This is a genomic window from Aerococcus sanguinicola (assembly GCF_008726925.1).
Taxonomy (GTDB): Bacteria; Bacillota; Bacilli; order Lactobacillales; family Aerococcaceae; genus Aerococcus.
On the sequence record NZ_VYWO01000002.1, the window covers coordinates 143,791 to 165,812 of the forward strand.

Genomic DNA, 22,022 nt, shown 5'->3' on the forward strand with positions numbered 1-22,022 from the left:
TTTATGCTAGGGAAAAATAATATAAAATTAAAAAGAGAGAAGATGAGTAACAAGTTCTACCGTTACTCCATCAAACGCCTTAATATAGGTGTCGCCTCTGTAGCAGTTGCCGCAGGCTTATTGTTCACCAACCAAGCCGTGAGCGTGCAAGCGGATGAAATCACAGCAGCCAGTGCCGTGGACCGGGTAGAAGCCCCAGCTGATGCAGCCAGCAGCCAGCCAGAAGCAGCGCCCGTGCTTGAAGCAGCTCCAGAAGCTGAAACCAAGCCAGCAGAAGAGCCTGCACTAACAGCTGAAGCGCCAGCCGAGCCAGAAGCAGCCAAGGCGGAAGCCCCACAAGCTGAAGACGAGGCTCAAGCTCCAGCTGAAGCAGAACCAGCTAAAGAAAATAAAGAATCAGCAGACAAGAAAGTAAAACCTGAAGTGGGTGAATTGTCAGACAATGACAAAAAGGAAGTCCCTCAGAGCCAAGCTGGAAACTATGCGGCTGTCGAAGGTGCGGAAATTCCAGGCGCCAGCTTTGAAGCAGCCCGCGAAGCCCAACTTGATCGCTTAGCCAAGAAAGTTTCAGGGTCATCTAATCCTCAAGAAGTTCTCAAGTCTGAACTCAAGGGTATCTACACAGACGAAGAAATTGCCGGCATCCTCAACTATGTCAACTTAGACAAGGTGAGCAACGGCCGTCACCTGATGGATGCCATCAGCAAGGCAGGTCTTCAATATGCCGACGACAAACGCCGCCCAGGCTTTGCCTTCTATGCAGCGCCTGAAACACCAAGTGAAGTACGCGTTGGTGGCGTTCCAGTTGCTTTGGGAGATGCTAATACACCTCTTACTCATAAGGGGGATGGAATAGTTCAAGGAGCAAATCAACCAGCTAACTACACTTTCAAGGCAACTCCTGATCGTGCAGGAAACAAAGTAGATTTTGAATTGATCTATCATGTTGGACCAAATGGTCTTGCTGGATTAGGTACTGTAGATCACGATCCTCGTATTGGCCTTGAATTAGGGGAGGGTTTCGATGTACCAGCCTCTGGCATTTCAGGGAAAGTTTCTGTTCCAAACAGTAAAGCTTATCCTAAACCAGCAGATTTTAAATTTACACGTGTGGGTGCACTCGGTTATCCTGGATTATCGACTGTTGCACGTCCACTTTCTAATTACGATGCTCAACGTAATCGTCCATTAGTATTGAAATTTTCTGTTCCTGTAAAAAATTGGAATGGTAAGTTAGACTATAAAGCTACCATTGGGATGTTTAACCGTGCTTTTGGTGCGAATTCCTCTACTATGGATGCGGAATCTCGAGAAAATTATTTTGTTAACAAGGCTGTTCAACAAGGTGACTTTAATCCTGAGGTCAACTTCGGTACCCGTGAAAAAGTTGAAAGAACACCAATTAAATTCCAAACCAAGTATAAAACAACAACTGAACTTCCTATTGGGTCAGCTAAAGAAGTTAAGCGTGGGGAAGAAGGGGTTACTAAACACATCAAGACGGTCCGTACCTACAAGGGCGTTGACTTAGGTGAAATTGGTACCCGTGATGAAATTGAAAAGCCGCCAGTAGATGCGGAAATCTTACTTGGTGTAGGCTTACCAGAAGGTCAAAAACAACCAATTGAACCCCCGGTAGTGAATCCTCGTTTATCTGGCGATACTACAATTAGTGGGACAGCTGAACCAAACAAACCTATTACTGTAACAGTTGGGAATAAAACCTATCAAACACGAACCAATCCAGATGGGGAATTCCAAATTTCCGATGTGACTCCTTTAAACGAAGGCGATACCATCTCAGCTGTCGTTCATGATGGTGATCGTACCAGTCGCCCAGGTAAGACCATTGTTCCGCGTGACGGGCGTACTCCTAAGATTACAACCGAACGTGGTGAAAAAGACGGTCGTCCAGGAACTAAGGTAACCGTAATCGATCCAGTAACTGGAAAAACCTTGAATGAGACCTTTGTCTACGATGGACTTAAGGGAGATCAAGGTGCTAAGGGCGAAAAAGGTGAACAAGGTGTAGCCGGTCCTCAAGGTCCTAAGGGCGAAAAAGGTGAGCAAGGCGTAGCTGGCCCCCAAGGTCCTAAGGGCGAAAAAGGTGAGCAAGGCGTAGCTGGCCCCCAAGGTCCTAAGGGCGAAAAAGGGGAACAAGGTGTAGCTGGTCCTCAAGGTCCTAAGGGAGAAAAGGGCGAACAAGGCGTAGCCGGTCCTCAAGGCCCTAAAGGCGAAAAAGGGGAACAAGGTGTAGCTGGTCCTCAGGGTCCTAAGGGCGAAAAAGGTGAGCAAGGCGTAGCTGGTCCTCAAGGTCCTAAGGGAGAAAAGGGCGAACAAGGTGTAGCTGGTCCTCAAGGTGCTAAGGGCGAAAAAGGTGAGCAAGGCGCTCAAGGTGCCCCAGGTAAGGACGGTCGCGACGGCCTAACACCATTAGTCGACGTCCGCCGCAACGAAGCTGATAATGGTGTCTTGATCACAGTAACCCCACGCCACTACAATGCCCAAGGTCAAGTTGAAAACGGGACCCCAACCACTAGCGAAGTCAAAGACGGCGCTCCTGGTACCGACGGCAAGACCTATGTCCCAGTCGTTGAAAAGGGTGCAGATGGCATTACCCATATCAAGTTCTACCCAGCCAAAAAAGATGGTACGCCTGATAAAGATCAACAACCGATTGCTACCGGTCAAGTTAAAGACGGCGAAAAGGGTGAAAAAGGTGACCAAGGTGAACGTGGTCTTCAAGGGCCTCAAGGCGACCGTGGTGAAAAAGGTGAAACTGGTGCTACCGGTGCCCAAGGTGAGAAGGGTAAGGACGGTGCAGATGGTAAGTCCTACGTTCCCGTAGTCGAACGTGATGCTGCCAACAAACAAACCACCATTAAGTTCTACCCAGCTAAGTCAGATGGTACCGCCGATAAAGAACAAAAACCTGTTGCTGAAGGCATCGTCAAAGACGGTGAAAAAGGCGAAACGGGAGCAGCCGGTGCTCAAGGTGAAAAGGGTGCGGATGGCAAGTCCTACGTTCCTGTTGTTGAGCGCGATGAGCCTAACAAACAAACTACCATCAAATTCTACCCAGCCAAGCCAGACGGCACAGCTGACAAGGATCAAAAACCTGTTGCTGAAGGTGTCGTAAAAGATGGCGAAAAGGGTGAACAAGGCCTTAAAGGTGACACTGGTGCTCAAGGCGCTCAAGGTGAAAAAGGCCAAGACGGCGCCAACGGCAAGACTTTTGTCCCAGTGGTAGAGAAGGGCAAAGATGGGGTTACCCATATCAAGTTCTACCCAGCTACTCCAACTGGCGAAGCCGACAAGACTCAGAATCCAGTTGCAACTGGTAAGGTCAAGGACGGTAAGGACGGTAAAACTCCACTTATCGAAACCACCCGTGTGGATGATGCGGATCCTAAAGAAAACGGCAACCAACCAGGGACCAAGGTTACCTTCAAGGACCCAATTACTAAAGAAGTCCTCAGCGAAAGCTTTGTTAAAGATGGCGTGAAGGGCGAAAAGGGTGAAAAAGGTGACCCAGGTCAAAATGGTCGCGATGGGTTAACGCCATTAGTTGACGTTAAGCGTAACCCAGCTAATGATGGCGTGATCATTACCCTGACCCCACGTTCTTACAATGAACAAGGTGAAGTAGTTACCGGAACCCCTGTAACTAGCGAAGTCAAGGATGGTGCCAAGGGTGATCCTGGTAAAGACGGCAAGAGCCCACGCATTGAAACTAGCCGTGTACCGGATGCAGATCCAAACACAGACGGCGACCAACCAGGTACCAAAGTAACCGTTAAAGATCCTGAAGGTAAAAACGTTATCAGCGAAAGCTTTGTTAAAGATGGCGAAAAAGGCGATAAGGGTAATGACGGTAAGACCTTCGTCCCAGTCGTTGAAAAGGGCCAAGATGGTGTGACTCATATCAAGTTCTACCCAGCAGACGCTCAAGGTCAACCGGATAAGACAAAGGGTCCAATCGCTAAAGGCGAAGTCAAAGACGGTGCTAAGGGTGACAAGGGCGATCCAGGTGAAAACGGTAAGACCTATGTCCCAGTCGTTGAAAAGGGCCAAGACGGTATTACACACATTAAGTTCTATCCAGCAGATGCCCAAGGTCAACCGGACAAGACCCAAGGACCAGTCGCAACTGGCGAAGTTAAAGATGGGAAAGACGGTAAGGACGGCTTAACGCCTAAAGTTGAAACTCGCCGCAACGATACCAACGACGGCGTCATCATCAAGGTGACTCCACAAGTTCGTGATGACCAAGGCAATGTCGTAGACGGTACGCCAACTGAAACGGAAGTTAAGGACGGCCAGAATGGTGCAGATGGCAAGACCTATGCGCCAGTGGTTAAGAAGGGTGCAGATGGGACAACCTCTATCAAGTTCTACCCAGTCGATCCTAAGACTGGCAAGGCCGATGAAAGCCAAGAACCTGTAGCCACCGGCGAAGTCAAAGACGGCGCTAAAGGTGATAAGGGTGACCCAGGTGTACTGGTGCCCAAGGTGAGAAAGGCCAAGACGGTAAGAACGGTGAAAATGGTAAGACCTTTGTTCCAGTCGTTGAGAAGGGTAAAGATGGTGTGACCCACATCAAGTTCTACCCAGCAGGTGCAGATGGCCAAGCCAACAAGACTAAAGAGCCAGTTGCTACCGGCGAAGTCAAAGATGGTAAGACCCCAATCGTTGAAACCAGCCGCGTAGAAGACGCTGATCCAAGTGTTGACGGCAAGCAACCAGGGACCAAGATTGTTGTCAAAGATCCAGAAACGAAGGCTGTTATCAGTGAAAGCTTCGTTACAGACGGTATCGATGGCAAAACTTTTGCCCCAGTTGTAGAAAAAGGCCAAGATGGCGTCACAAGCATTAAATTCTACCCTGTAGATCCTAAGACCGGCCAAGCCGACAAGACCCAAAACCCTGTTGCGACAGGCGAGGTTAAGGACGGTAAAGATGGCTTAACACCTAAAGTTGAAACTCGCCGCAACGCTACCAACGACGGCGTCATCATCAAGGTGACCCCACAAGTTCGTGATGCTCAAGGCAACGTGGTAGATGGCACTCCAACTGAAAGTGAAGTTAAGGATGGCCAAAATGGTAAGACTTACGCTCCAGTCATTACTAAGGGTCAAGATGGCGTTTCAACCATCAAGTTCTATCCAGTCGATCCTAAGACCGGCCAGCCTGATACCACAAAAGACCCAGTAGCCACCGGCGAAGTCAAAGACGGTGCTAAAGGTGACAAGGGCGATCCAGGTGCTACCGGAGCCCAAGGTGAGAAAGGTCTAGATGGTAAGAACGGTGCAGACGGCAAGACCTTTGCTCCAGTCCTTGAAAAGGGTAAAGACGGTGTAACAACCATTAAGTTCTACCCAGTCAACCCTGAAACTAAGCAACCAGATACGACTCAGCCAGCGGTAGCAGAAGGTGAAGTCAAAGATGGCAAGACCCCAGATGTTAAAACCGAACGCGTAGAAGACGCTGACCCAACGACTGAAGGCAACCAACCAGGTACCAAAGTAACGGTTACAGACCCAGAAACCGGTAAGGTCATCAGTGAAAGCTTTGTCAAAGATGGCGAAAAAGGTCAAGACGGCGCCAAGGGTGAAAAAGGCGATCCAGGCCAAGACGGCAAGACTTTTGTTCCTGTTGTCGAAAAAGGCCAAGATGGCACGACTACAATCAAGTTCTACCCAGCCGGTCAAGATGGTCAAGCTGATAAGACCAAAGATCCAGTCGCTTCTGGTGAAGTTAAAGACGGTGCAGACGGCAAGACCTTCGCCCCAGTCCTCGAAAAAGGTAAAGACGGCGAAACCACCATCAAGTTCTACCCAGTGAACAAAGAAAGCGGCAAGCCAGATACGACCCAACCTGCTGTTGCAGAAGGTAAGGTGAAGGACGGCAAGGACGGTAAAGATGGCCTAAGTCCTAAGGTTGAAACCCGCCGCAACGACGCTAACGATGGTGTCATCATCAAGGTGACCCCACAAGTTCGCGACGCAGAGGGTAATGTTGTTGATGGCACCCCGACTGAAACCGAAGTTAAAGACGGTAAGAACGGTAAGACCTTTGCTCCTGTAGTAACTAAGGGCCAAGACGGCACCACTTCTATCAAGTTCTACCCAGTGAATCCAGAAACCGGCAAGGCTGACACCGAACAACCAGCTGTCGCTGAAGGTACGGTGAAAGATGGCACTGACGGTAAGACCTTTGCTCCAGTTGTTGAGAAGGGTGCAGATGGCACAACCACCATCAAGTTCTACCCAGTCGATCCTAAGACGGGTGAACCAGATACCAAGCAACCAGCTGTTGCAGAAGGTGCAGTCAAGGACGGTGCAAACGGTAAGTCCGCTTACACCACAGTCGTTGAAGGACCAAATGCAGCCGGTGAACCTGGCCGCTGGATCATCAACTACTTTGACAAGAACGGCGACGGCAAGTTCACTGATGATGAAGTTGTTTCGACTCAATTTGTTCGCGATGGTAAGGATGGCAAGACCTACGCTCCTGTTGTAACTAAGGGCCAAGATGGCGTCAGCACGATCAAATTCTACCCAGTAGATCCTAAGACAGGCAAGCCAGATACCGAGCAAGCTCCTGTTGCTAGTGGCGAAGTCAAAGACGGCGCTAAGGGCGACAAGGGTGAAAAAGGTCAAGACGGTAAGAATGGTGAAAATGGTAAGACCTTTGCCCCAGTTGTTGAGAAGGGCGCAGATGGCACAACCACCATCAAGTTCTACCCTGTGAACCCAGAAACCGGCAAGCCAGATACGACTCAACCAGCCGTAGCAGAAGGCTCTGTCAAAGACGGCAAGTCAGCCTACACCACAGTGGTTGAAGGACCAAATGCAGCCGGCGAACCTGGCCGCTGGATCATCAACTACTTCGACAAGAACGCTGATGGCAAGTTCACCGACGATGAAGTTGTTTCGGCTCAATTTGTCCGCGATGGTAAGGATGGCAAGACCTATGCTCCTGTTGTCACTAAGGGTAAAGATGGCGAAACAAACATCAAATTCTACCCAATTAATCCAGAAACCGGCAAGCCAGATACCACGCAACCAGCCGTAGCAGAAGGCACGGTGAAAGATGGTAAGGATGCTAAGGCTCCAGTTGTTAAAACCGAACGGGTGGAAGACCTTGAGCCAAACACCCCTGGTAACCAATCAGGAACCAAGATCACCGTCACAGATCCAGAATCTGGCGAAGTCATTAACGAAACTTTCGTGAAAGACGGCCAAGATGGCAAGTCTCCAGAAGTAACTACTAAGGACAACGGCAACGGGACGCATACTATCACCATCAAGAACCCAGATGGTACAACCACCACAACCACCGTTAAAGATGGGGCTAAGGGTGAGAAAGGTGACAAGGGTCAAGACGGCACAAATGGTGTCGACGGCAAGACCTTTGCCCCAGTTGTTGAGAAGGGTCAAGACGGCACGACAACTATCAAGTTCTACCCAGTCGATCCGACAACTGGTAAAGTTGATAAGACCCAAGAACCTGTTGCCACTGGTGAAGTCAAAGACGGCGCTAAGGGTGCAGACGGTCAAAACGGTAAGTCGGCCTACACAACGGTAGTCACTGGACCAAACGAAGCCGGCGAACAAGGTCAATGGATCATCAACTACTTCGATAAGAACGGTGACGGCAAGTTTACCGAAGATGAAGTTGTTTCCGCTAAATTTGTCCGTGACGGTAAGGACGGCAAGTCCCCAGAAGTGACCACCAAGGACAACGGCAACGGAACACACACCATCACTATCAAGAACCCAGACGGTACAACCACCACCACAACGGTCAAAGATGGTAAAGATGGCAAAGATCCAGTTGTTGAAACCGAACGAGTGGAAGACCTTGAGCCAAACACCCCTGGCAAGCAGCCTGGTACCAAGATTACCGTTAAAGATCCAGAAACTGGCAAGGTCATCAATGAAACCTTTGTCAAGGATGGCAAAGACGGTAAGAATGGTAAGGACGGCCAAGATGGCAAGACCTACGCCCCAGTAGTTGAACGAGGCGAAAATGGTGAAACCATCATCAAGTTCTACCCAGTGAACAAAGAAAGCGGTAAGCCAGATACGACCCAACCTGCTGTTGCAGAAGGTAAGGTTAAAGACGGCGCAGACGGCAAGACCTATGCCCCAGTTGTTGAGAAGGGTAAAGATGGCACAACCACCATCAAGTTCTACCCAGTCAACAAAGAAACTGGTAAGCCAGACACAAGCCAACCTGCTGTTGCAGAAGGTACGGTCAAAGACGGTGTAAACGGTAAGTCAGCCTACACCACAGTGGTTGAAGGAGAAAATGCAGCTAAAGAACCTGGCCGCTGGATCATCAACTACTTCGACAAGAACGGCGACGGTAAGTTTACCGATGATGAAGTCGTTTCGGCCCAATTTGTCCGCGATGGTAAGGATGGTCAATCCCCAACTGTTGAAGTGAAGGATAACGGCGACGGCAGCCACACCATCACCACGAAGAACCCAGACGGCACAGTAAACTCTACCACCACCGTTAAGAACGGTAAGGATGGTAAGACACCACAAGTCAATACGGAACGAGTTGAAGATGCTGATCCAAATACTCCAGGTAATCAACCAGGTACCAAGATTACAGTGACTGACCCAGAGACAGGCAAAGTCATCAGAGAAACTTTCGTTAAAGATGGTGAAAAAGGTGCCAAGGGTGACCAAGGTGAGAAGGGTGAAACCGGAGCTCCTGGTAAAGACGGTAAGGACGGCCTGGACGGTAAGACTTTTGCTCCTGTTGTAGAGAAGGGCGCAGATGGGACAACCACCATCAAGTTCTACCCAGTAGATCCTAAGACTGGCAAGCCAGATACGACCCAGCCAGCTGTTGCAGAAGGTTCTGTGAAAGATGGTAAAGACGGTAAGGCGCCATTGGTTGAAGCCGACCGGGTGGAAGATGTTGATCCAAACACTCCTGGTAAGCAAGCTGGTACCAAGATTATCGTCAAAGACCCAGAAACCGGTGCAGTTGTTCATGAAAGCTATGTGAAGGATGGCCAAGACGGCAAGTCTCCAGAAATCACCACTAAAGATAATGGCGACGGCAGCCACACCATTACCATCAAGGATCCGAATGGTACAGTTACGACCACAACGGTCAAAGATGGTAAGGATGGTCAAGATGGCAAGGACGGTATCGACGGCAAGACCTTTGCCCCAGTCCTTGAAAAAGGTAAAGACGGCACAACCACGATTAAGTTCTACCCAGTCGATCCTAAGACAGGCAAGCCAGATACCAAACAAGCGCCTGTTGCCGAAGGTTCTGTGAAAGATGGTAAAGACGGCAAGTCGCCAGAAGTTACCACTAAGGATAACGGCGACGGAACGCATACCATCACCATTAAGAACCCAGACGGTACGACCACAACGACCACTGTCAAAGATGGTAAGGACGGCAAGTCTCCAGAAGTCAGCACGAAGGACAATGGCGACGGCAGCCACACCATTACCATCAAGAACCCAGATGGCACGACCACAACGACCACTATCAAAGACGGTCAAAAGGGTAAAGATGGCCGCGATGGTAAGGACGGCATCGATGGCAAGAGCTTTGCTCCTGTTGTAGAGAAGGGCGCAGATGGCACAACTACCATCAAGTTCTACCCAGTAGATCCTAAGACAGGCAAGCCAGATACCAAGCAAGCACCTGTTGCTGAAGGTTCTGTGAAGGATGGTAAAGACGGCAAGTCACCAGAAGTTTCCTTGAAGGATAATGGCGATGGCAGCCACACCATTACTGTTAAGAATCCAGATGGTACAACATCGACGACTACGGTCAAGAACGGTAAGGACGGCCAGTCCCCAGAAGTCACCACTAAAGACAATGGCGACGGCAGCCACACCATTACCATCAAGAATCCAGACGGTACGACGACCAACACCACGGTCAAAGATGGTAAGGATGGCAAGTCCCCAGAAGTTAGCGTCAAAGACAACGGTGACGGCAGCCATACCATTACCATTAAGAATCCAGATGGTACGACGACCACCACTACTGTCAAAGACGGTAAAGATGGTAAGGACGGCCGTGACGGTAAGGATGGTCAGTCACAACGCATCCGGACGGAAAAAGGCAAGGATAGCCAAGGCCACGACGGCGTTTGGGTCATCATTACCGACGACAAGGGCAATGAATTAAGCCGTGAATTTATCCGCGACGGCAAGACCCCATCTGTCAAGGTGGAAGAAGGCAAGAACAGCCGCGGTGAATCTGGCCAATGGATCATTGTCTTCGATGGTGACGGCAATGAAGTCTCCCGTGAATTTGTCCGTGACGGTAAAGACGGGGCCTCATCGACTCTCGAAACCGTTCCAGGTAAGAATGAGAAGGGTGAATCCGGCCTTTGGGTAATCGTTAAAGATGGCGAAGGTAAGGAATCCAGCCGTCACTTCGTCCGCGATGGTAAAGACGGCAAGGACGGTAAGGATGGCCGCAGCGTACAGAAGATCTACAACCGTCAAGGTAAGTTGATCATCATCTTCTCAGACCATACAACTGAGGAAATTGAAATTCCATGCTGCAAACCATGCCCAGAGAGTCCTAGAACACCAAAACCAGACGACCCAACACCAAATGTTCCGATTAAACCTGAAACACCAAAACCCGGTAAACCTGAAGAACCAGGCAAGCCAACGCCGGACGTACCAAACGAACCTGGCAAGCCAACACCGGAAGTACCAAGCGTACCGGGTGAACCTACACCAGGTGAACCGAACGAACCAGGTAATCCAACACCGGAAGTACCAGGTGAACCAGGTGAGCCAACGCCGGAAGTACCAGGTGAACCGAACGTACCAGGCGAACCAACACCGGAAGTACCGAACGAACCAGGTAATCCAACACCGGAAGTACCGAACGTACCAGGTAATCCAACACCGGACGAACCAACCGTACCAGGTAATCCAACACCGGAAGTACCAAGCGTACCAGGTGAACCAACACCAGAAGTACCAAGCGTACCAGGCGAACCAACCCCAGAAGTACCAAGCCAACCAGAACAACCCGCTAAGGTGCAAGTAGAACGTGTGACCTACCCTGTGACTACCCAAATTCGTCAAGAAAACAAGGGCAAGGCAACACCAAAACAAGCCAAAGCTAAGACCCTACCACAAACTTCTTCAACCAACCAAGTGTCTACAACAGCAATCGCTGTTTCCCTCCTCGCAGGGGTTGGACTACTTGTCTTCCCAATGAAGAAAAAAGACTAGTCTCCTCCGACTTTAGTCAAGGGTAAAGTAACACTTAGCGAGCTGGAAAGCTTGTCAATAAAGCCCATCTTCGAATCAATGAAGATGGGTTTTTTGATTATTAAAAACAAAAAGAGTCCCCAAATTTGACCACTCAGGCCAAGTTTGGGGGCTTCTTTTGAATCGTAATTATTTTTTAATGCACGCGGAAGTTCTTCATGCTCAGGTCTAAAATACCGGCTGAATGGGTGATAGCGCCAGAGGAAATATAATCGAGGGCCAGATCTTTTATCCGAGAAACATTATCAGCTGTCATATTGCCAGAACCTTCGATAATCGCCCGGCCATCAATATAGGCGATGGACTCTGCCATCTGGTCATGGTCCATATTGTCCAGCATGATGATGTCCACACCGCAAGCGACTGCTTCCTTGACCATGTCAAGGCTCTCCGTCTCTACTTCAATCTTATGGATGAAGGGGTCAATCGCCCGGACAGCTTGGACGGCAGCCGTGATTGAACCGGCTGCTCCGATATGGTTGTCCTTGAGCATGATGAGGTCGGACAAGCCATGGCGGTGGTTATAGCCCCCACCGACCCGGACGGCATACTTCTCTAGATTACGGAAGCCTGGCGTCGTCTTCCGGGTGTCCATGAGCTTAATCCCAGACCCTTCCAAGGCATCAACAAAACGCCGCGTAGCTGTCGCAATTCCTGATAAGCGCTGCAGATAGTTCAAGGCAACCCGCTCACCAGTCAAAAGCGTGGTGGCCTTGGCCGTGATGCTTAGGATGACCTGGCCTCTTTCAATTCGCTCGCCTTCTTGGATGAACACATCGAATTGACTGTCTTCCTGGAGATAGGAGAAAACCGCTTGGAAGATGGGCAGGCCGCAGAGAATCCCATCTTGCTTGGCAATCAGGTCCACGGATCCTGTCTGGCCTTGGAAAATCGCTTCCGAAGCAAGGTCATAATAAGGGGCATCCTCGGCAAGGGCTCTTTCGATCAGGTCTCGCATTTCGCTTTCTTTTAGGGCTAACATAGGCAACCTCCTAAGACTTTTTCTTCATTATAGCATAGGCTGGCTAGGGACGCTTCTCTAAGAGTACAGACCTCCTTAGCAGCTCGCTTGACTATGGGCGCTAACTTTCAAATGGGAGATTCATTTGCGAGTAGGGAAGCGGCAACTTTCGAAAGGGGCTCCGGTTAGCAAGTAGGGAAGCGGTAACTTTCGAAAGAGGCTCCGGTTAGCAAGTAGGGAAGCGGCAACTTTCGAATGGGGCTCCGATTAGCAAGTAGGGAAGCGGCAACTTTCGAATGAGGCTCCGGTTAGCAAGTAGAATACCGCCAACTTTCAAACGAGTCCCCCCTTAGCAAGTTGAGTCCTTCTAGGCAAGCTAGCTCAGGTCATTAGAATGAAAACAAGCTAGCAGACGCTAGCTTGTTGATCCTTATTTTATATTTTTAGTATTGATTCTGACCATATTTTACTTGAGTCAGCTTAGAAAGCCACATTTAGACCTTGTCAGTGTGGGTTGGGCATTGCCAACCCACACGCAATAGCCTTGTTTGTGGATTGACCCCCTCTGATCACACCCTCTAGTCGGGTTCACAAAGGCAGAAAGGGAGTGACTTCAGCAAAGTGGAACGATCGGCTTGCAGCCGCTCTTTTCCTCTTTGCCTCCAGTCATCCCTTTCTAAACGCCTTTGCTCACACCCTTATTCTAACCCTAAATATTGGCCGAAGGTGAGGGCGATGAAGGCGAGGAGGAGCATGATGCCGGATACGGTTTTGAGTCGGGCTTGTTCCATGGCGGTCATGCCTTCTTTGGACCGGCCCTTGACCATGATATAGATATTGATGCCGATGCAGAGGAGGGAAAAGAGAGTGCCCACGAGGTTTTTATTCATTAGTGTTTTCCTTTCTTGAGGGGATATAGGCCTTATCCTCAGCCGAGGCGAAGTCTTCGTCTAATTGTTGGTCGGGGATGGGCTGGTACTTGATGGTGATGGAGGTCAGCAGGGGCTTCTTGGAGGCCTTGTCCTGGCCGTGGACCCGCCAGCTGACTTGGCGGATGCCGGCGCTTTGGCTATCGATAAGAAATTCCAAGCTGTGGATGGCGTCATTCTGATAGCTACTGGCCCCGCGCTGGTTGATCATTTCAGTGAGTTGGGGGTTCTCCCCCTCATAGCGGATAATCTGGCTGGGACCGAGTCGGCGCAGGCTGGTGCTCCCCTTAATTTTGTGGAGGATTTCCAGCATCTTCTGGTAGGGGAAGCGGTGGACCCGTTCCTCCAAGGCCTGGGAAGAGGGGCTCAGTTGCCAATCGGATGCTTCGTCCAGCTGACGTTCTTGGTAAACGGTTTGCTTGGGGTTACTAATGATCTGTAGGATCCGTTCTTCATCGTCGGCTTTATTGAGTAGTTTCCCTTCGATTCCGCGCTCTTGACTGTAGCTAGCCATGGTGATTTGGTTAAAAATTTCTTGGTCAGCCAACTTCTGGTCGAAGTCTGTACTGGTTTGATATGTGGTCATTTTTTCTGCCGCTTGGTCGATTTTAGCTAAGAGCTCATCGCTCGACTGGGATTGGCAGGCCGCCAAGCAGAGGCTGAGGACGGCAAGACCTAGGTAGTGCATGAATTTTTTCAAAGTCATCTTCCTTTTTGGCTTAAGTGTACTGCCCTTATTTTATAGGAAAGTGTCCAACAAAGAAAGTTTTGTCGATATTTGGATTAGTTCTTTAATTTATTCAAGGTCGAAGGGATGCCCTCACTGCCCTACAATAAAAATCCCCAAGCTATCTCTTCTAAAGATAACTTGGGGCAGGCGAGTTCATTCTTAGTTTTTAGAATGAAGAGCTGTTATTTTTTGGACCGGCTTGGTTTTTTAGTGAGGGTGAATAGGAAGCCGATGCCTGCGAGGGCAAGGCCAAGACCTAGGCTTGGACTCTGGCTAGAGAGTTGTGGGAGCTTCTCTTGCTTGGCAGGATCTGCCTTGGTCTTATCAGCGGTGGTTTGCTTGCTTTGTCCACCGGTCGCAGGGTCAACTTTAATTGCCGTTACTTTTTGATCAGATCGACTGGCAACTTGGGCTTCGCTACTTTGTTCTTGTGCACCTGCTTGAGGCTTATCAGCTTGTGGCGTCACTGGGCGACCAGGTCGACTTTCTGAGCCTGGCGCTTCTACGCTGCCCTCTGCTGGGGTGGTTGAGCTTGGGCTTGTTGGAGTAGCTGGATCGCCCTGGCTGTCATCTTCAGTGCTGGTCCCAGTGCCAGTGTTAGTGTTGGTGTTGCCACCGCCTGGGCGTGTTTGGTCTGGCGCCACTTTTGGCGTTTCTAAGCGGTAGTCCGCAATGGTTCCAGAAACCTCGTAGGCAGCAAGTAAGTGGGCCTGGCCATCTGGGGATTGGTCAGCTGGGACGAAGTAGAGGCCTTCAGGAGACACATCTTGGAAGCTTGGGTCGTAGATGTAATCAACGAAGTGTGGTTGGTAAGGATCGCTCACATCGTAGACCATCATCCCACCTGAGCGTTCTAAGGCGATGAAGGCATAAGGCTTGCCGTTTAGATAACCGACAACCGCTGTCTCAGGTTCAGCTCCTTTGTTATCACTCCGAGAATCTGGATTGGCGACTCTTTGTCCCTTTTCTAATTCAATTTCACTGTTAAAGAGATCCGGGTTGATGGACTGGATGAGGCGTTCGAAGTCATTGCCACTGTCATAGATCATTTCCAGGTCAGAGGCACGGAGGATGGAGAAGGACCGACCACCAAAGGCCACCAGGGCATTGTGGGTATCTCCGGTCTTGAATGGGTGGGCTGTGGTGACACGGAGACGGCCTAATTGGTCATCATCGAAGAGGCCTTGGGCAACCGCTTGGTCAAGTTCTTCTTGGCTATAGCCTTGGTAGTACTTGGCATCCAAGTCAATTAAGCCGGCTTTGGCTAAGTCTTTTACCCGAACTTCTTCAGAGTAACCACTGTAATCTTGGGCATCCCCTTCATTTGGAAGGACGAGGTAGCTTTCACCATCTACTTCAAAGAGAGCGATGGCATCGGGTTGGTGGAGGGCTAGGACCGGAACTTTCCGCGATTCATGCTTGTCATCACGGTCGGAAGGATCAATGTAGTCGTTTTCCAGCGAGTGGTCTTTGTAGCCTAGGGACTTCACCAGGTCGAAGCGCCGTTCAGGGATATTGAACTTGGCGATAGCGTTGACTTCCTGCAGGCTAACATAGGCGTACTGGTCGTTTTGGTCAATGACCAGGTATTCAGGCTCCATATTGCGAGCAAAATGACTGGCATCTGGCCCTAATTGACGGAGGTCTTCTGGCATATCTGCTTCGGTCAGTTCAATGGTTGTGACTTGGTCCTGGCTAATAGGGCTGAAGTCAGCTGGGATTTCGATGACGGAGATGCTCCCGGCTGGATTAACCGTGTAATCATCGTTCGGTTCCCCTTCGTTAGCCACTAGGACTAGGTCGCCCTTGTGGGTAAATTGCAGGTTATCAGGGAGGGCGCCGACTTGAACATGGCTAATATAGTCGCCATCAGCGGTGAAGAAGGCCACATTGCCTGGGTCTGTCTTATCGAGGGCAGGGGCGCTGACTGCGAAGATTTGCCCGCTTGGATGGAGGGCGATACTGGTCAGGTCGCTTGCGGTCAGGCCAAGGTCTTTAAGCAAGAGCCGGCGTTTTAGCGGCATGACACCAGACTGGCTGGCATCGATAATGTCGATGGCTTTCTCATGGCCGTTAATGGAATAGATGGTCTCTTGGCTTGGGTTGTAGACCACAATCTCAGTGCCGCCTTCGTCGAAAGGTGCCCCGCTCTCATAGCGTCCAACTTCTTCGACCTTGAAGGCGTCGTTCTCCAGACTATGGATGGTGCGTTCAGGCGCATCAGCTTGGACTAAGTCGGCGAAGTCAGCCTGGGTGATAGGGATAATCCGCTCTTGAGGGAGTGGGTCGGCGTATTGCTTGAGAAGTTCTTGGCCGCCCGCTTCAATATGAGCCATAACCACTTGGTCGAGCGATGGCCCTTCTTCTCGAGCCCCACTTAACATATCATAGCCGTCCCCACCTTGAGCGAGGAAGTCATTGGTCGCCATATAATAGGTTCGGCTGCCATCGTTAGGGATAAGCTCGTAATCGCCTGTCTGAGGGTCACGGAGGTAAACCCCTAGCACGCGATGGTGACGGTCTTCAGCTGTAGGGTCAAAGTAGACCTTGATATCGGATGAGACTTGTAAGAAGCCACCGAGGGCATTGAGGGCAGGTAGGCCAGAATCTTCATCGATCGGGTCGACCCGGTTACCTTCTGCCTGGCTCCCAAAACCTTCTGTCGTTGGGGCGGAGTAGGCCAAGTTGAACATATCATAGATTTGTTGACCAGTGACTTCGATTTGGGATTGGATATTACCGAAAGGAAGAACAGCGATGACATCACCTTCTGTAATCGGCTCGTCCTTAGCAATCTCTTCACGGATCCCGCCCCCATTAATCATGGCGAAGTCGGTTGGATTGTTGAAACCACCCTCACGGCCATAAGCGACCATGGCATCCGTGATGAGGTTGCCTAGGTTGGTTTCATGTGAGCGGACATAATTGCGGCGGCCGTTTAGGAAGACCGGGTTATTAGCCACAAGTTCGCGGGAAGTTTCACTTTCATAATTAGACCGGGCTTCATTGATGATGGCTTCAATTTGAGGGTCCGTCTTGCCATCTAAGCTCTGGCGGACTTCTTCAGCTGAGACTAGGCGTCCCTTGGCTGAACCCGGTTGCTTAGGATCGAATTGGATGACCCCGATATTATTGAGGGCAGTCCCTGTTTGAGCATAGAAGACGTTCCCATAAGTTTTGCCCCCTGGAACGGCTGTATGGGAATGGCCATCGATCAGGATAATTTGATAAGGGTCAAAGCGCTCTAAGGCGTCGAGGGCTTCAGCTAACCGGTCTCCCCGCCATTCTGGACGCGTGGCTGGGTCGATACCGAGGTGGGCGAGGACCACATAGGCATCTTCCTGGACACTTTCGTCATCTAAGAGCCGGTTGAGCTCCTTAATGGTTGCTTCGATTGGAGGGGCAAAGGTCATCCCTTCAACATTCTTGGGATGGGTCTTATAAGCTGTTTCAGGCGTGGTAACACCGACAACCCCCAAGTTGAAGTTATTAGTATGGACATTGACGGAAGGGTTGAAGACGGGCTGCCCATCTTTTTCAACATTGGCTGAGAGGACAGGAAATTCGAGGACATTCTCGTAGGACCGGGCAGTCTCTTCGCCAAAGTCAAACTCATGGTTACCCACTGTCATGGCATCATAGCCTGCTTCCTTCATGGCCTGGGCCATAGTGTAGCCCTTGTCATGGTTGGAGAGAGGGAGACCTTGGAAGGCATCGCCAGCGTCAAAAACAGCGTCCGCTTCGATCTGGTCGAAGTAAGCAGAGGCTTGGGCCATGCCTGTGACTTTTTGATTGTCGGCCGAGCCTTCTGCTTCCAGGCGGCCGTGCATGTCATTGGTATGGGCGATGGTGATCAATTGGGTATTGGTCGTCGGTTGCTTGGCCTGAGCTTCATTCTTGCTTGGCGCTGTTTGGTCGCTAGTTGTAGAATCTGAACTGGCTTTCCCTGCACTGCCAGCAGTTTCTCCTGAAGCCGACGAAGGGGAGGGCGTACTTTCACCGGATGGGCTGACTTCCCCCGTTGAGTTATCAGGGCTCGTCTGGTTTTCTTGCGCCTCAACTTCCTGGCTGGCTAAGCTAAAGCTAGTTAAGGCAAAGAGAGTGGTCAATAGCACGCGGGGTGCTCGGTAGATGGCTGGACGTTTCATAGAATCCTCCTTAATATCATGCTAAGTTCATCCTATCAAAGGATTGTAAAAAGTTCGTATCCTTTATGTAAATCTTAGGTAAATCCTCCTATTAAGGGCTTCTGCTGGCAAGCTTTAGAAAGAGTCTAGGAATTATTTAAGCTTGGGAAAAGCGCTTGCTTAAATCCTTCAATTATATGAAAATAGACATAAGACTTATTTTTTAAGGAGGAAGACCATGCGTCAACGTGGATTTGAAGTGATTCAGGACTATGCCCAAGCTGGCATTCATTTGCCCCAGCGTGCCACCAAGCAAGCGGCGGGCTATGATATTGAGGCCGGGGAGACCGTAACGATTCCCTCTTTTTGGCGGGGAGCCATCGCTTATGTCTTCAGTCAATGGCCGGAATTTAAGGGCAAGGACTGGGGAGAAGTTAAGGAAGAGATTATGAAGCCAACCCTGGTGCCAACAGGGCTCAAGGCTTATATGGGGGCGGATGAATATCTGCAGCTGACTTGCCGGTCCAGTAACCCCCTCAAGCGCTATCTGACCCTACCGAATGGGATTGGTATTATCGATAGCGATTATTATAATAATGCTGGTAATGAAGGCCACATCTATGTCCAATTATTGAACTTTGGTCTGACTGATGTGACAGTCAAGAAGGGGGAACGGATTGCCCAAGGGATCTTCCTGCCCTTCTTGAAGACCGACCAAGACCAGGGCGACCAGGCCTCTGACCGCCAAGGGGGCTTCGGCAGTTCTGGCCAGTAGGAGCTGTAATTAAGGAAAGGAGACGAATGCATGGCGAAGAAGGAAAGGGTCTTGTATACCTGCCAGGCTTGTGGGTATGAGTCCCCTCAATGGTACGGCCGCTGCCCCCAGTGTGGGGCTTGGAACCAGATGGAAGAAGAGCGGATTGGTGGTGAAGCGATCCGCCATCCGGAAGACCGTCGCGCCTACCGCAGTGCCGACCACAAGGCCCAGCGTATCAATGAGGTCAAAGGGGAGGAGGAAGCACGAACCCAGACGGACCTGGTGGAGCTCAACCGGGTCCTAGGCGGGGGCGTCGTGGCAGGGTCTCTCGTGCTGATCGGGGGCGACCCGGGGATCGGGAAGTCTACCCTCTTACTCCAAGTGGCGACCCAATTGGACAAGAAGGCCGGGCCAGTTCTCTATGTTTCCGGGGAAGAGAGTGTCCAACAGATCAAGATGCGGGCTGACCGCTTGGGCTTTGAAGCAGCGGACTTCTATGTCTTCGCTGAGACGGACATGTCTATGGTGGAAGCGGCAATTGTGGATATCAAACCAGCCTTTGTCATTATTGACTCCATCCAAACCATGCTCCAGCCGGATTCGACCGGGATGGCGGGGAGTGTGTCCCAGGTGCGGGAGACGACCCAGCGCTTGATGGCCTTGGCTAAGTCGAGCCAGACCGCTATCTTCATTGTGGGACATGTGACCAAGCAGGGGAATATTGCGGGCCCTCGCATCCTCGAACATATGGTGGATACGGTCCTCTACCTGGAAGGGGAGAAATACAACTCCTTCCGTATCTTGCGGGCCGTCAAGAACCGTTTTGGGTCTACCAATGAAATTGGCGTCTTTGACATGCAAGAAAATGGCCTACACGAGGTGGCCAACCCTAGCCAAATGTTCCTTGAAGAGCGTCTGATGGGGGCAAATGGCTCGGCTGTTGTGGCTTCCCTGGAAGGGACTCGAACCTTGCTGACAGAGATCCAGGCCCTGCTCACCCCGACAGCCTTCGGGAATGCCCGGCGAACAGCCAGTGGCTTGGACTATTCACGGGTGACCCTGATTATGGCTGTTCTCGAGAAGCGGGCAGGCCTCATGCTGCAGAACCAGGATGCCTATCTGAAGTCAACAGGCGGGGTCCGCTTGGATGAGCCGGCCATTGACCTGGCCATCGCTGTCGCTATCGCCTCTTCCTATTGGGAGAAAGAGACCCAACCGACCGATTGCTTTATCGGTGAAATTGGCTTAACAGGTGAGATCCGCCGGGTGAGTCGGGTGGCTGACCGCATTGCCGAAGCCGAGAATATGGGCTTTAAGCGCGTCTTTATCCCGCATGGCAATGATGACGCCAAGCTCCACCAGGGCAAGATTGAGGTCATCCCCTCCAAAACCCTGCGAAATGTTCTTAATTTGGTTTTTCCACGTGGATAGTGGCCCTAACTAAGAATTAGTGATAAAATACTAAAAGGTATTTAGTGAGATGATAAGTCCTTCTTATCTTAATGACTGATTTTTTCTTTAAGCTGGGAAGGACTGACTTGCTAGATCCAATGCATTAAATTAAAGGAGGTGACGACATGGAACAGAATAAATGGAATACGGCGGTGACAGCTTTATTTTTAATTTTAGGGGCAGGAACAGGCTATTATTCCTTACCTAAAGTTTGGCAATTATTTAATTTTCAATCGACATTATTGAACCATCCCATCGTCAACATGCTTTTAGGGGCCCTTATTTTCTTCCTTGTCATTGTCTTATTACGTCCGGTTTACGATCGCTTTTTGGAGCGTTTGCGCATTGAGATTGAGAAGGTCTCTTTGTCCAATATCCTTCTCTATACGCTAGGGATAGTCGCTGGACTGATTGTCGCTTGGTTGGTGAGCTTGCCGATTTCGGCCTTGAACTGGCCGGTAATCTCTAACATTCTCCCCATCCTGCTCTCGATTCTCTTCGCCTACATCGGTTTTATGACCATTCGCCTGAAGGGTGGGGATATTAAGACCTTCTTCTCCAATATGACCCTGACCCGGCGTGAAGTGGTTGAAAGCGCCAGCCAGGAGGAGGAGACCCAGCAGGCCGTTCAAGACGATAAGCCAGAAGAATTAGCCCTCTTAGAGCCCAAGGATTTCACGATTTCCTTTAAGCCTTACAAGATCCTAGATACCAGTGTGATTATCGACGGTCGGATCTTAGATATCCTGAAGACAGGCTTTATCGAGGGGGTTGTCGTGGTTCCTAACTTCGTCCTCAAAGAACTCCAGTATATTGCGGATTCAGCAGCAAGCGAGAAAAGAGTGCGCGGGCGTCGCGGCTTAGATGTCCTAAACGCCATGCAAGACTTGGATCAAATTACCGTGGAATTCTATACCGGAGACTTCGAAGAGGAAGAAGAAGTGGACCTCAAATTGATTCTGCTGACCAAGAAGCTAGACGGGGTCCTGGTAACCAATGACTATAATCTGAATAAGGTTAGCCAGTTCCACCAAATTAAGGTCCTGAACATCAATGAATTAGCCAATGCCATGAAAACAGTGGTGGTCCCTGGTGACCACTTGTCCGTTCGCATCCTCAAACCGGGAACCGAACGCCAGCAAGGAGTCGGTTACCTCAACGACGGCACCATGATTGTTGTCGAAGAAGGCAAGCATCACATGGATGAACACCTGGACGTCGAAGTCACCAGCGCCATCCAAACCAATGCCGGCAAAATGATCTTTGCCAAAATCGCTGAGTAAAGATAGGGTGTGAGGGCTGGCGTTTAGCTTTCCTTCACTGGAACAAGTCACCAGAGCAGTCTGCAAGACTGCGGCGGGGACTTGTGAAGTGACAGGAAAGCTGCCAGACCGAACCCGACTAAACAGGGTGAGAGACTTGGCGGTTAGGCTCGGATGATTGGAGCAAGTCAGAATAAGAGCGAAGTAGTCGCTCGTTTCTGACTTGTGAAATCACTCCGAGTCTGCCAAGTCGAACCCAACTAAGGGTGTGAGGGCGCACGATCAAACCACAAATAGCTTCCGACAGTGTGGCTTGCCAGCGTAATTCCATTAGAATACAGAAAAACCTATTTTTTAATAAGAATTAACAAGCTAGCAAGGTCTTGGCTAGCTTGTTTTCATTATGGCGAGTGGGGGCAGCTTGTCTAGCAGCGAGCCAATTTGCTAATGGAGGCCTTGTTAGCAAATTGCTGTTGTGCTACTTGCTAATGGAGGCTTTGTTAGCAAATTGCTGTT

At 50.3% G+C, this 22,022-nt stretch carries 9 protein-coding genes; 5 read left to right on the forward strand and 4 right to left on the reverse strand.

Features of this window, described 5'->3' with window-relative positions:
• Positions 1 to 3: 3 nt before the first annotated feature.
• Positions 4 to 4,593 (forward strand): YSIRK-type signal peptide-containing protein, encoded by a 4,590-nt coding sequence (locus tag F6I03_RS04995; RefSeq protein WP_191622024.1) that lies wholly within the window; start codon positions 4 to 6, stop codon positions 4,591 to 4,593.
• The gene (locus tag F6I03_RS09925; RefSeq protein ID WP_150983078.1) at positions 4,590 to 11,249 is read left to right on the forward strand and encodes an LPXTG cell wall anchor domain-containing protein; all 6,660 of its coding nucleotides are present in this window, start codon (positions 4,590 to 4,592) and stop codon (positions 11,247 to 11,249) included. The genes F6I03_RS04995 and F6I03_RS09925 overlap by 4 nt, the downstream gene beginning before the upstream one ends.
• 175 nt (positions 11,250 to 11,424) lie before the next feature.
• Here F6I03_RS09925 and nadC read toward each other — a convergent pair whose 3' ends face one another.
• The 4 genes from nadC to F6I03_RS05020 form a co-directional block, all read right to left on the reverse strand.
• Positions 11,425 to 12,270, reverse strand: coding sequence for a carboxylating nicotinate-nucleotide diphosphorylase (gene nadC / locus F6I03_RS05005; protein WP_070430199.1), 846 nt, complete (start codon positions 12,268 to 12,270; stop codon positions 11,425 to 11,427).
• A gap of 677 nt (positions 12,271 to 12,947) precedes the next feature.
• Positions 12,948 to 13,139 carry a hypothetical protein gene (locus F6I03_RS05010; protein WP_070430198.1) on the reverse strand — a complete coding sequence of 64 codons (192 nt, stop codon included), beginning with the start codon at positions 13,137 to 13,139 and terminating at the stop codon, positions 12,948 to 12,950.
• A complete protein-coding gene (locus tag F6I03_RS05015; RefSeq protein WP_070430197.1) occupies positions 13,132 to 13,878 on the reverse strand; it encodes a hypothetical protein in 747 nt (248 codons plus the stop codon). The genes F6I03_RS05010 and F6I03_RS05015 overlap by 8 nt, the downstream gene beginning before the upstream one ends.
• Before the next feature lie 212 nt (positions 13,879 to 14,090).
• Positions 14,091 to 18,056 (reverse strand): choice-of-anchor I family protein, encoded by a 3,966-nt coding sequence (locus tag F6I03_RS05020; RefSeq protein WP_070430196.1) that lies wholly within the window; start codon positions 18,054 to 18,056, stop codon positions 14,091 to 14,093.
• Positions 18,057 to 18,273: 217 nt separating this feature from the next.
• On the opposite strand from F6I03_RS05020, the gene F6I03_RS05025 reads away from it, so the two are divergent.
• From F6I03_RS05025 to F6I03_RS05035, 3 genes are all read left to right on the forward strand, one after another.
• Positions 18,274 to 18,810, forward strand: a complete 537-nt coding sequence (locus F6I03_RS05025) for a dUTP diphosphatase (protein WP_070430195.1) — start codon at positions 18,274 to 18,276, stop codon at positions 18,808 to 18,810.
• A gap of 30 nt (positions 18,811 to 18,840) precedes the next feature.
• Positions 18,841 to 20,223, forward strand: coding sequence for a DNA repair protein RadA (gene radA, locus F6I03_RS05030; RefSeq protein ID WP_070430194.1), 1,383 nt, complete (start codon positions 18,841 to 18,843; stop codon positions 20,221 to 20,223).
• A gap of 146 nt (positions 20,224 to 20,369) precedes the next feature.
• The gene (locus F6I03_RS05035) at positions 20,370 to 21,527 is read left to right on the forward strand and encodes a PIN/TRAM domain-containing protein (protein WP_070430193.1); all 1,158 of its coding nucleotides are present in this window, start codon (positions 20,370 to 20,372) and stop codon (positions 21,525 to 21,527) included.
• Positions 21,528 to 22,022 lie beyond the last annotated feature (495 nt).

What these genes read in the sequence shown, in the direction of transcription:
- F6I03_RS04995 (WP_191622024.1), top strand. Translation starts at nt 4, where the DNA reads ATGCTAGGGAAAAATAATATAAAATTAAAAAGAGAGAAGATGAGTAAC.
- nadC (WP_070430199.1), bottom strand. Translation starts at nt 12,270, where the DNA reads ATGTTAGCCCTAAAAGAAAGCGAAATGCGAGACCTGATCGAAAGAGCC.
- F6I03_RS05010 (WP_070430198.1), bottom strand. Translation starts at nt 13,139, where the DNA reads ATGAATAAAAACCTCGTGGGCACTCTCTTTTCCCTCCTCTGCATCGGC.
- F6I03_RS05020 (WP_070430196.1), bottom strand. Translation starts at nt 18,056, where the DNA reads ATGAAACGTCCAGCCATCTACCGAGCACCCCGCGTGCTATTGACCACT.
- F6I03_RS05025 (WP_070430195.1), top strand. Translation starts at nt 18,274, where the DNA reads ATGCGTCAACGTGGATTTGAAGTGATTCAGGACTATGCCCAAGCTGGC.
- radA (WP_070430194.1), top strand. Translation starts at nt 18,841, where the DNA reads ATGGCGAAGAAGGAAAGGGTCTTGTATACCTGCCAGGCTTGTGGGTAT.
- F6I03_RS05035 (WP_070430193.1), top strand. Translation starts at nt 20,370, where the DNA reads ATGGAACAGAATAAATGGAATACGGCGGTGACAGCTTTATTTTTAATT.